We start from the raw sequence: 10741 nt of genomic DNA on the forward strand, positions 1-10741 counted from the left end.
GAGGTGCGAGCTCTTGCGAGCCTCGAAGGATGAATCGGCCACCAGCCGGGCCGTCGACCCTTCGAGACGCCGCTACGCGGCTCCTCAGGGTGACGGGGAGGACGTGGATGGCCGGGCCGAGCTCGGCCATGACGCGTTGAGAGAATAGTGCCTGACACGGCCAAGGAATCTAAATGACCCTATCGACGCCGCTCACTTCCGAAGCCGACGCCATCACGAAGAAAAACATCACCCGCCTGATCGTCGCGACCTCCATCGGCAATGCGCTCGAATGGTACGACATCTCGGTCTACGCCTATTTCGCGGTCTATCTCTCCAAGGCGTTCTTTCCGGCCAGCGATCCGACCACCTCGTTGCTGCTGACCTTCGGCAGCTTCGGGCTGTCGTTCCTGATCCGCCCGATCGGCGGCATCGTGCTCGGCGCCTATGCCGACCGGCACGGTCGCAAGGCCTCGCTGATGCTGTCGATCGTGTTGATGACAGCAGGCACGCTGGTGCTGGCGCTGATGCCGACCTATCAGACCATCGGCATCCTGGCGCCGATCGCGGTGATGCTGGCGCGGCTGGTGCAGGGCTTCTCCGCCGGCGGCGAGTTCGGCTCCTCGACCGCGTTCCTGGTCGAGCACATGCCGGAGCGCCGCGGCTTTGTCGCGAGCTGGCAGTTCGCAAGCCAGGGCGTCAGCGGCCTGCTCGGCGCGGGCTTCGGTGCGCTCTTGACCTCGCTGATGAGCCCGGAGGATCTGCAAGCCTGGGGCTGGCGGCTGCCGTTCCTGTTCGGCGTGCTGATCGGTCCGGTCGGCATCTACATCCGCAACCATGTCGAGGATGCCACGCCGCCGCCCGCGGCCGGAAAGCAAGGCTCGCCGGTCAGGGAGGTGCTCGCGCGGCAAAAGCTCGCCACGCTGCTTGCGATCGGTGCGCTCGCGGTGTCGACCGCGGTCAACTATCTGATCGTCTACATGCCGACCTATGTGGTGAAGACGCTCAACCTCGCGCCGTCGGTCGGGTTCATCGCCGCATTCGCCGCGCAGACGGCGGTTGCGTTGCTCGCGCCGATCGCAGGCCTTGTCTCCGACAAGATCGGGCGCACCACGCACATGATCCTGTTTGCGTTGCTGCTGCTGGTGTCGATCTTCCCGGCGTTCCTGCTGCTCACCGGCAAGCCGACGCCGATGATCATCCTGCTCGGCGTGCTCTGGCTCGGCGTGCTCAAGTCGCTGTATTACGGGCCGCTGGCCGCGCTGATGTCGGAGCTGTTTCCAGCGGCGACACGTGCCACCGGGCTCGGCCTCAGCTACAATATCGGCGTCACATTGTTCGGCGGCATGGGGCCGGCGATCATGACCTGGATGGGCGGCTTTGCGCCGATCGGCGAACTCGCGCCGGGCTATTATCTCACGGCGGTCTGCATCCTCAGCCTCGGCGCGCTCTTCACGATCCGAAGGATGCGGCTGGCGTAGCTGCATTCTGGTGATTTCGTGAAGCGAAATTCAAATATCTTCGTTGCTGCAAAGCAGCGTAAATAGTCGAGATCAAAGTTTCATCTGACGAAAGTATACGGTGTCCGGCGCGCGTCATCCGTCTTAGGATGATGTCCGCCGGGCGCGTCCACTGGTCGTGCCCGGTTCAGGATTTGGAATTGAGGCAAGGAAGGCCAAGGCATGAACGCCTCCACGACTGCGACCGCGCGGACCAGCCGCAAGAGGCCACCGCCGGAGCCGGGCCAACCCGACAAGTTCAACGCGATCCAGAAGGTCTGCGCGATCCTGCGCGTGCTGGCGCAGCGCTCGCCGCTGCGGCTGACCGACATCGCCGACACCACCTCGCTGAACAAGGCGACCGCGCTGCGCATCCTCAATTCGTTGATCGAGGAAGGCTTCGTCTCCAGGGTCGCCGGCGCCAAGACCTATGAGCTCGGCCAGGAGGCGCGGGTGATGGCGGTCGGCGCGCGCCGCTCGGTCGACATCGCCGAGTTGGCGCAGCCGAGCCTGCTGCGGCTGTCGGAGCGCTCGGCCGATACCGCGCTGTTGTCGGTGCGCTCCGGCGTCGAGGCGCTGTATCTGGCGCGTTCGGTCGGCAATCATCCGCTGCAGCCGAACTATCTGCAGATCGGCAGCCGCCGTCCGCTCGGTGTCGGTGCCGGTGCGCTGGCGCTTCTGGTCTGGCTGCCGGATGCCGAGATCGAGGCCGTGATCGAGGTGATCGTGCCGCGGCTGGCGAAATCGCCGCGCATCACGCCAAAGTTCCTGCGCGAGCGGATCGCCGTGGCGCGCAAGGCCGGCCACACCGTGCTGCTCGACGCCGCATTCCCCGGCATGGGTGGCGTCGGCGTCCCCGTCCGTGACGATGCCGGCGAGGTGGTCGCCGCGTTGTCGATCGGTGCGGCAAGTGACCGCATCCGCCGCCGCGAAAGCGAGCTCGCCGATATGCTGAAGAAGGAAGCCCAGGTGCTCGCGCGCGCGATGGCGCAGGCGCCGAAGAATGGACGTGCCGTCAAGGCGAGTTGAGATGCCGCCGCGGCCCGCGCGCTGAACCGGCACGCCGCGTTTGGTCAAGCGAATAATCCAGGGAACCCAAGGGCATCGGCGCCTTGCGGGATCGCGGCCTTCCGGTCATCATGGGTCGTCCGCCGCAGGAAACTTCCCCGACAGATGACGCGATCGCCCGACGCCACCGACGACGCTGTGACGACGGCGTTTGCCGGCCTTCCCGCATTGCTCGACCGCGCGCCCTCGCTGGTCTCGCGCGGGCGGCTGCTCGATTGCGACTGCCTGATCGGTGCGATGGCGCGGCCGTTTCATGCCGCGATCCGCAATGGGCGCATCGTCGAGCTTGTCCCTTCGCCGATCCTGATGCGCTCGTGGCGCTTTGCCTATCGCGCGACGCCGCAGGCTTGGGCCGCCTATTGGCAGGCCGAACCAAAGCCCGGCTGGCACGATCTGCTGGCACTGACCAAGCGCGGCGAGGCGGTGCTGGAGGGCGATCTCTATCCCTTCATGACGCATCTGCAATACTTCAAGGACCTGCTGGCGCTGCCGCGGCAGCATTTCGCGGCGGCCGTATCATGAGCGGCGGTGTCATGAACGGTCATATCGAGCCGATGGTCGGTCGCTACGTTCACGTCGAGATCGGCGGCGAGTTGCACCGGATCTATTTCGAGGAGAACGGCAAGGGCATTCCGCTGGTCTGCCTGCACACCGCGGGATCAGACGCGCGGCAGTGGCGGCATCTGCTCGCTGATGTGCAATTTGCCGAAAATTTCCGCATCATTGCCTTCGATATGCCCTGGCATGGCAAGTCGAATCCGCCGATGAGCTGGACCGGCGATGAATACCAACTCACCACTGCACGCTACACCGAGACCATCCGTGCCTTCTGCCGTGCGCTCGCCCTGGAGAAGCCTGTCGTGATGGGCTGCTCGATCGGCGGCCGCATCGTGCTCAACCTTGCGATCGAACATGCTGCCGAGTTCCGCGCGCTGATCGGGCTCGAGGCCGCAGATTTCCAGGCGCCGTGGTACGACACCGACTGGCTGAACCGGCCGGACGTTCACGGCGGCGACGTCTGCGCTGCGCTGGTGTCGGGGCTGATCGCGCCGCAGAGCCCCGAAGCTGCGCGGACGGAAACGCTGTGGGCCTACAAGCAGGGCGGCCCCGGCGTGTTCAAGGGCGACCTCTATTTCTACCGTGTCGACGGCGACCTGCGCGGCCGGGTCGCGTCAATCGAGACTAAAGTATGCAACCTCTATCTCCTCACGGGCGAGTATGATTTCTCCTGCACGCCCGAGGACACGAGGCGGACCGCAGCGGCAATAGGGGGCGCCAGCGTCACCATCATGGAGAAGCTCGGTCATTTTCCGATGAGCGAGAATCCCGAACAGTTTCGCCGCTACATCGCACCTGTCCTCGCCGACATTCTCATGCACTAGATCGACCGTTTTCCACGAAGGAGTAGACGTATGACATCCAAATATCTCATCGGCTTCGCGCTCGCCGCCGCGCTCGGCGCGAGCCAGGCGCAGGCCCAGGAGCTGACCGGCACGCTGAAGAACATCAAGGACACCGGTGCGATCACGCTGGGCTACCGTGACTCCTCAATCCCGTTCTCCTATCTCGACGACAACCAGAAGCCCGTCGGCTACGCGATGGACATTTGCTACAAGATCGTCGACGCCGTGAAGAAGGAGCTGAAGCTCGACAAGCTCGAGGTCAAGCTCAACCCGGTGACCTCGGCGACGCGCATTCCGCTGATGGCCAACGGCACCGTCGACCTCGAATGCGGTTCGACCACCAACAATGCCGAGCGCCAGAAGCAGGTCTCCTTCACCAACTCGCACTTCCTCACCGCGAGCCGCTACGTCACGAAGAAGGCGAACAAGATCAATTCGATCGACGATCTGAAGGGCAAGACGGTGGTTTCGACCGCCGGCACCACCAACATCAAGCAGCTCACCGAGGCCAACCTCGCGCGGGGGCTGAGCGTCAACATCATCCCGGCCAAGGATCATGCCGAAGCCTTCCTGATGGTCGAGACCGACCGCGCCGTCGCCTTCGTGATGGACGACATCCTACTCGCGAGCCTCGTCGCCGGCTCGAAGTCGCCGGATGACTACGTCATCTCCAAGGATGCGTTCTCCAAGCCCGAGCCCTACGGCATCATGCTGCGCAAGGACGACGCGCCGTTCAAGAAGGTCGTCGACGCTGCCACCGCCGCGCTCTACACCAGCGGCGAGGGCCAGAAGATCTATGACAAGTGGTTCACCCAGAAGATCCCGCCGAAGGGCCTCAATCTCAACTCGCCGGCTGGACCGGAGATGAAGAAGCAGTTTGCGAAGCCGTCGGATTCGCCTGATCCGGATGCCTATCTCGTGAACTGATTGCAGTGTTGCGCATGACCCGTCGCCGTCGGCGGCGGGTCCCGAAAATAAACGTGTCCGGCCATTTTGGAGGAAAATGGCCGGACATTTGCATAGACGCCGCGCGCCAAGTCGGCGTAATGCGTGACCGGCGCGATCGCGTGGGGGACCCGTGAACTATAATTGGAACTGGCACATCTTTCTTGAGCCGAACCCGATGGGGACCGGCACCTATCTCGACATGTTGCTGGCGGGACTGGTGGTCACCGTCAAGGTGTCGGTGCTCGCCTGGATCATCGCGCTGGTCTCCGGCACGGTGATCGGCGTGCTGCGCACGCTGCCGTCGCGGACGGCGTCGTGGATCGGCTTCTGCTGGGTCGAGTTCTTCCGCAACATGCCGCTCCTGGTGCAGCTCTTCCTGTGGTTCTTCGTGCTGCCCGAGCTGCTGCCGAAATCCGCCGGGCTGTGGATGAAGCAGTTGCCGAACGCGCCGTTCTGGACCGCCGCGGTCGGCGTCGGCCTCTTCATGTCGGCGCGCGTCGCCGTGCAATTGCAGGCCGGCATCGGCTCGCTGCCGCGTGGCCAGAAGCAGGCTTCGACCGCGCTCGGCCTCACCACGGTGCAGACCTATCGCTACGTGCTGCTGCCGATGGCGTTCCGCATCATCCTGCCGCCGCTGACCTCCGAATTCCTCAACACCATCAAGAACAGCGCCGTCGCCATCACCATCGGCCTGATCGAATTGACCGGCCAGGCCCGCTCGATGCAGGAGTTCTCGTTCCAGGTGTTCGAGGCGTTCACCGCGGCAACCGTGCTCTATCTTCTCCTCAATTTCGTCGTGGTGACCGCGATGCGCTTCCTCGAGCGCTATGTCGCGATCCCCGGCTACATCACGGGCAAATGACCATGCTCGGCAATTTCGATTTCGATGTCATCCGCCGCGCGCTGCCCTATCTGTTCTTCGAGGGCATGCGCTTCACGCTGACCCTGACGGCGCTTGCAGCGTTCGGCGGCCTCGTGTTCGGCACCATGATCGCCTTGATGCGTTTGTCGAGCTACAAATGGCTCGGGCGCATCGCGGGCTTCTATGTCGACTTCATCCGCTCGCTGCCGCTGGTGCTGGTGATCTTCTGGTTCTACTTCCTGGTGCCGTATATCGGGCAGTGGCTGACCGGCGCGTCGCGACCGATCACGGTCGGCGCCTTCGCCTCCTCGCTGATCACCTTTATCGCATTCGAGGCGGCGTACTTCTCCGAGATCATGCGCGCCGGCATCCAGTCGATCTCGAAGGGCCAACCGGCCGCGGCCAGCGCGCTCGGCCTGACCTACGCGCAGTCGATGCGCTACGTCGTGCTGCCGCAGGCGTTCCGTAACATGCTGCCGGTGCTGCTGACGCAGACCATCGTGCTGTTCCAGGACACCTCGCTGGTCTACGTGCTGTCGATCCCGGATTTCCTCGGCGCGGCCAGCAAGGTCGCGCAGCGCGACGGCCGCCTGGTCGAAATGTACCTGTTCGCCGCGCTGGTCTACTTCGTCATTTCCTGTGTCGCTTCCTTTGGCGTCCGCCGCCTGCAGTCGCGCATTGCCATTGTTCGCTGAACAAACAAGTCGAGCCATCATGATCGAGATCAATCACGTCAATAAATGGTACGGGCCGAGCTTTCAGGCGCTGAAGGACTGCACCACCAGCGTCGCCAAGGGCGAAGTGGTGGTGGTCTGCGGCCCGTCCGGTTCGGGCAAGTCGACCCTGATCAAATGCGTCAACGCGCTGGAGCCGATCCAGGGCGGCGACATCGTCCTCGACGGCATCAAGGTCAACGATCCCAAGACCGATCTGCCGAAGCTCCGCTCTCGCGTCGGCATGGTGTTCCAGCACTTCGAATTGTTTCCGCATCTGCGGATCATCGACAATCTCTGCCTCGCGCAGGAGAAGGTTCTGGGCCGCAAGCATGACGATGCCGTGGTCACGGCCATGAAGCTGCTCGATCGCGTCGGGCTGAAGGATCACGCCAAGAAATTCCCGGCCGAATTGTCGGGCGGCCAGCAGCAGCGCGTCGCGATCGCCCGCGCGCTCGCGATGAACCCGATCGCGATGCTGTTCGACGAGCCGACCTCGGCGCTCGACCCGGAAATGATCAGCGAGGTGCTCGACGTTATGGTCGACCTCGCCCGCGAGGGCATGACCATGATGGTGGTGACCCACGAGATGGGCTTTGCCAACAAGGTCGCCGACCGCGTGATCTTCATGGACCGCGGCGAGATCGTCGAGGACGCCAAGAAGGCCGACTTCTTCGGCACGCCCCGCAGCGACCGCGCGCAGAAATTCCTGTCGAAGATCCTGCAGCACTGAGGCGGCGGAGGCGGTCTTTCCGCCTCGTCATTCCGGGGCGCGCGCAGCGCGAGCCCGGAATCCATCGGGCCGCATCACCCATGGTGGAATGGATTCCGGGCTCACGCCTCCGGCGTGCCCCGGAATGACGCCCTATAGGGTTTTCCCCCGTTAACAATTTGCGTATACGAAAGCCCAGAACTCCCCCTTCGGCCGCAGGAGAACTCGCGTGGAAAAGATCGCTTACGTCAACGGCTCGTTCGTGCCGCATTCCGAGGCCAAGGTCTCGGTGTTCGACCGCGGTTTCCTGTTCGCCGACGGCATCTACGAGGTGGCGGCGGTGCTCGAGGGCAAGCTGATCGACAACGCCTCGCACCTGGCCCGGCTGAAGCGTTCGGTCGGCGAGATCGAGCTGGCGCTGCCGGAGACGCTCGAGCGGATCGAGGAGATCCAGAAGGAACTGGTCAAGCGCAATGACCTCGTCAACGGCATGGTCTATCTCGAGGTCACCCGCGGCGCCGACAAGGGGCGCGACTTCGCCTTCCCGAAGGCCGACGTCAAGCCGACGCTGGTGATGTTCACCTCGGAAAAGGACATCATCAACGCGCCGTCGGCCAAGACCGGAATCAACGTCATCACGGTGCCCGACATCCGCTGGGAGCGGCGCGACATCAAGAGCGTGGCGCTGCTGGCGCAAGTGCTGGCCAAGCAGGCAGCCGCCGCGGCCGGCGCCGGCGAAGCCTGGATGATCGAGGACGGCAAGGTCACCGAGGGTGGCTCGTCCTCGTCTTTCATCGTCACCCAGGACGATGTCATCGTGACCCGGCAGAACGGCAACGAGATCCTGCCCGGCTGTACCCGCAAGGCGGTGGTCAAGCTTGCCGAGGAGCGCCAGCTTCGCATCGAGGAGCGTTCCTTCACGGTCGAGGAAGCGCTCGCCGCCAAGGAAGCCTTCATCACCAGCGCCTCGGTGTTCGTGCAGGGCGTGGTCGCGATCGACGGCAAGAAGGTCGGCAACGGCAAGGTCGGTCCGATGACCGATCGCCTGCGCGAGATCTATGTCGAGTTCGCGAGGGCGACGGCGGTTTAATTCGGCCGGAACGCCGCCCCTTCACCGCCACCCTGAGGTGGCCGCTTCTTCAGCGGCCCTCGAAGGGCGACGGCCCGACTGTGGCCGTGCATCCTTCGAGGCTCGCCGAAGAGGCTCGCACCTCAGGATGACGGAGAACGGTTGCGGTCTTTCCTCACGCGGCCACCTTCACCTTCACCGGGTGCACCGCGCGGAAGCCGATCGCGATCCGGTTCCAGGCGTTGATGGCGCCGATCAGCGTGGTTAGGTTGACCAGCTCGCTGTCGGTGAATTGCGCACGCACCGCCTCATAGTCGGCGTCGGGCGCATGCGTCTCTGAAACCAGCGTCAACGCTTCGGTCCAGGCCAGCGCCGCGCGCTCGCGCTCGGAGTAGAGCGGCGACTCGCGCCAGGCGTTGAGCAGATAGAGCCGCTGCTCGGTCTCGCCATGCTTGCGGGCGTCCTCGGTGTGCATGTTGATGCAGTAGGCGCAGCCGTTGATCTGCGAGGCGCGGGTCTTGACCAGTTCGATCAGCGATTGCTCGAGGCCGCTCGCGGTGATCTGGCTTTCGACCGCGACCAGCGCTTTGATCGTCTCGGGTGCGGCCTGGTAGAAGTTCATCCGGGGTTTCATGGTCGTTCTCCTTGGTTGAGGGTTTCTAGTGCGCACCGCCGCCGCCAGCGAGCTGGCCCGGCTTCTTCAGCAACATTGTCGCCACCAGTGCGACAATCAGTGCTACGCCGAGCAGGTAGAAGGTGTCGCTGAAGGCGAGGATGTAGGCCTGCTTCTGCACGACATTGCCGACCGCCGCGATCGCACGGTGGGCGGCCGCTGCCTGGTCGGCAACGCCGTGGTTCAGGAAATACTGGGTCAGTCCTTCAATCCGCGTCCGGGTTGCCTGTTCCAGCATGGAGACCGACTGCATCAGCACGTTGGAGTGATACTGCTCGCGCTTGGTCAGCAGTGTCTGCAGCGCGGCAATACCGATTGCACCGCCGAGGTTGCGCATCATGTTGAACAGGGCCGACGCCGATCCGGCATTCTCCGCCTCAATTCCAGCCGTCGCGACCGCCGACAGCGGAGCGAATGCGAGGGCCTGACCGACGGCACGGACGACGTTGGGCCAGAGCAGCTGATCGGCCGCATAGTCGTTGGTCATGTAGATGTTCATGAAGTTGGAGGCGGCGAACAGCGCAAATCCGACACCGATGACAATGCGGGCGTCGAAGCGCTGCATCAGCCGCGGCACCAGCGGGATCAGCACGAGCTGTGGCAGGCCGGTCCACGCCAGCACCATGCCGATCTGCTCGGCGTTGTAGCCCTGGATGCGCGCCAGATACTGCGGCAGGATGAACACCGAGCCGTACAGCGCGATGCCGAGCAGGAAATTGGCCAACATGCCGAAGCCGAAATTGCGGCGGGCGAGCAGGCGCAGATTGAGCAGCGGCTTCTCCACGGTGAATTCGACGATCAGGAACGCGACCAGCGAGACCGCTGCGATGACAGACAGGCGGACGATGAAGGGTGAGCCGAACCAGTCGTCCTTGTTGCCTTCCTCCAGTACGGTCTGCAGCGCGGCGAGGCCGATCGTCATCGTGATGATGCCGAGCCAGTCGCCCTGGCCGATCAGCGACAGCTTCATCGGGCTCGGATCGAGCGAGGCGTACAGCATCGCGATCATCACGGCGCCAGGCACCAGGTTGACATAGAAGATGTACTGCCAGCCCCAGTTCTCGGTCAGGTATCCGCCGATGGTCGGACCGATCGCCGGTGCGAACGTCGCCGACAGCGCGAACAGCGCGAGCCCGATCGGCTGCTTGGCCTTCGGCAACAGCGTGATGATCAGCGTGAACGCCATCGGGATCAGTACGCCGCCGGTGAAGCCCTGGATGGCGCGCAGCACAATCATCTGCGGCAGGTCCTGTGCCAGCGCGCATGCCGCCGAGAACACCAGGAACAGGAACGCGTTGGTGAGCAGATAGAGGCGCACCGAGAACACCCGCGCGAGCCAGCCGGAGAGCGGGATCACCACGATCTCGGCGATCAGATACGAGGTCGAAATCCAGCCGCCGTCATCGATGCCCGCGCCGATGCCGCCCTGAATGTCGGCAAGCGAGGCGTTGACGATCTGGATGTTGAGCACCGCCATGAACGCCCCGAGCGTGGCACCGATCACCGCGATCCAGGTCTTGGTCGGGATCGCGGGCGCGGCGGGTGCTGCGGGCGACGGGAGGGCGGCGGCGTTGGCTGTGGGCTGGAGTGCGGTCATCGGGGGCGTCCTTGCTGTCCACCCAAGATGTATTAGGCGGCCCGTTTCGATAATCCGGGAAAGACTGGAAGGATTGTCCGGCCGACGTTGATAATCGGAATGCCTAGCCGCTCCGGCGCCTTGTAGCGGCGGCTAGCAGCTTGGTGTTGCGCCAGGTCCGCGCCCTGTTGATGGGTGAGGTGAGCACGCCTCGTCGGCTTCCTCCCCCCTTGCGGGCC

The 10741-nt window shown here is 64.2% G+C and carries 11 protein-coding genes; 9 read left to right on the top strand and 2 right to left on the bottom strand.

Annotation, left to right across the window (positions count from 1 at the left end; all coding sequences use genetic code 11):
- Nucleotides 1-173: 173 nt before the first annotated feature.
- The 9 genes from H8A95_RS14415 (at nt 174) to H8A95_RS14455 (ending at nt 8274) form a co-directional block, all read left to right on the top strand.
- Nucleotides 174-1460 carry an MFS transporter gene (locus H8A95_RS14415; RefSeq protein ID WP_229183731.1) on the top strand — a complete coding sequence of 429 codons (1287 nt, stop codon included), beginning with the start codon at nt 174-176 and terminating at the stop codon, nt 1458-1460.
- A 201-nt stretch (nt 1461-1661) separates the two neighbouring features.
- Nucleotides 1662-2507: an IclR family transcriptional regulator gene (locus tag H8A95_RS14420; protein WP_229183732.1), complete on the top strand. Its 846-nt coding sequence runs from the start codon at nt 1662-1664 to the stop codon at nt 2505-2507.
- Between the two features lie 144 nt (nt 2508-2651).
- Nucleotides 2652-3068, top strand: a complete 417-nt coding sequence (locus H8A95_RS14425) for a hypothetical protein (RefSeq protein WP_229183733.1) — start codon at nt 2652-2654, stop codon at nt 3066-3068.
- The gene (locus H8A95_RS14430; protein WP_229183734.1) at nt 3065-3928 is read left to right on the top strand and encodes an alpha/beta fold hydrolase; all 864 of its coding nucleotides are present in this window, start codon (nt 3065-3067) and stop codon (nt 3926-3928) included. The genes H8A95_RS14425 and H8A95_RS14430 overlap by 4 nt, the downstream gene beginning before the upstream one ends.
- Before the next feature lie 30 nt (nt 3929-3958).
- Nucleotides 3959-4876 (top strand): amino acid ABC transporter substrate-binding protein, encoded by a 918-nt coding sequence (locus tag H8A95_RS14435; RefSeq protein ID WP_229183735.1) that lies wholly within the window; start codon nt 3959-3961, stop codon nt 4874-4876.
- 151 nt (nt 4877-5027) lie between these two features.
- Nucleotides 5028-5759 (top strand): amino acid ABC transporter permease, encoded by a 732-nt coding sequence (locus tag H8A95_RS14440; protein WP_229183736.1) that lies wholly within the window; start codon nt 5028-5030, stop codon nt 5757-5759.
- A gap of 2 nt (nt 5760-5761) precedes the next feature.
- On the top strand, nt 5762-6454 hold the full coding sequence (locus H8A95_RS14445) for an amino acid ABC transporter permease (protein WP_229183737.1): 693 nt from the start codon (nt 5762-5764) through the stop codon (nt 6452-6454).
- Nucleotides 6455-6473: 19 nt separating this feature from the next.
- Complete coding sequence (locus tag H8A95_RS14450) at nt 6474-7205, top strand: amino acid ABC transporter ATP-binding protein (RefSeq protein WP_229183738.1); 732 nt, start codon at nt 6474-6476, stop codon at nt 7203-7205.
- Between the two features lie 208 nt (nt 7206-7413).
- Nucleotides 7414-8274 (top strand): D-amino-acid transaminase, encoded by an 861-nt coding sequence (locus H8A95_RS14455; protein WP_163160099.1) that lies wholly within the window; start codon nt 7414-7416, stop codon nt 8272-8274.
- Between the two features lie 154 nt (nt 8275-8428).
- Here the strand turns inward: H8A95_RS14455 and H8A95_RS14460 are convergent, their stop codons facing one another.
- Together H8A95_RS14460 and H8A95_RS14465 are read right to left on the bottom strand one after the other, a co-directional pair.
- The gene (locus tag H8A95_RS14460; RefSeq protein WP_092123976.1) at nt 8429-8887 is read right to left on the bottom strand and encodes a carboxymuconolactone decarboxylase family protein; all 459 of its coding nucleotides are present in this window, start codon (nt 8885-8887) and stop codon (nt 8429-8431) included.
- Between the two features lie 25 nt (nt 8888-8912).
- On the bottom strand, nt 8913-10523 hold the full coding sequence (locus H8A95_RS14465) for an MDR family MFS transporter (RefSeq protein ID WP_229183739.1): 1611 nt from the start codon (nt 10521-10523) through the stop codon (nt 8913-8915).
- Between the last annotated feature and the right edge of the window lie 218 nt (nt 10524-10741).

It is taken from the genome of Bradyrhizobium oropedii (assembly GCF_020889685.1).
In the GTDB taxonomy this organism is placed as follows: domain Bacteria; phylum Pseudomonadota; class Alphaproteobacteria; order Rhizobiales; family Xanthobacteraceae; genus Bradyrhizobium; species Bradyrhizobium oropedii.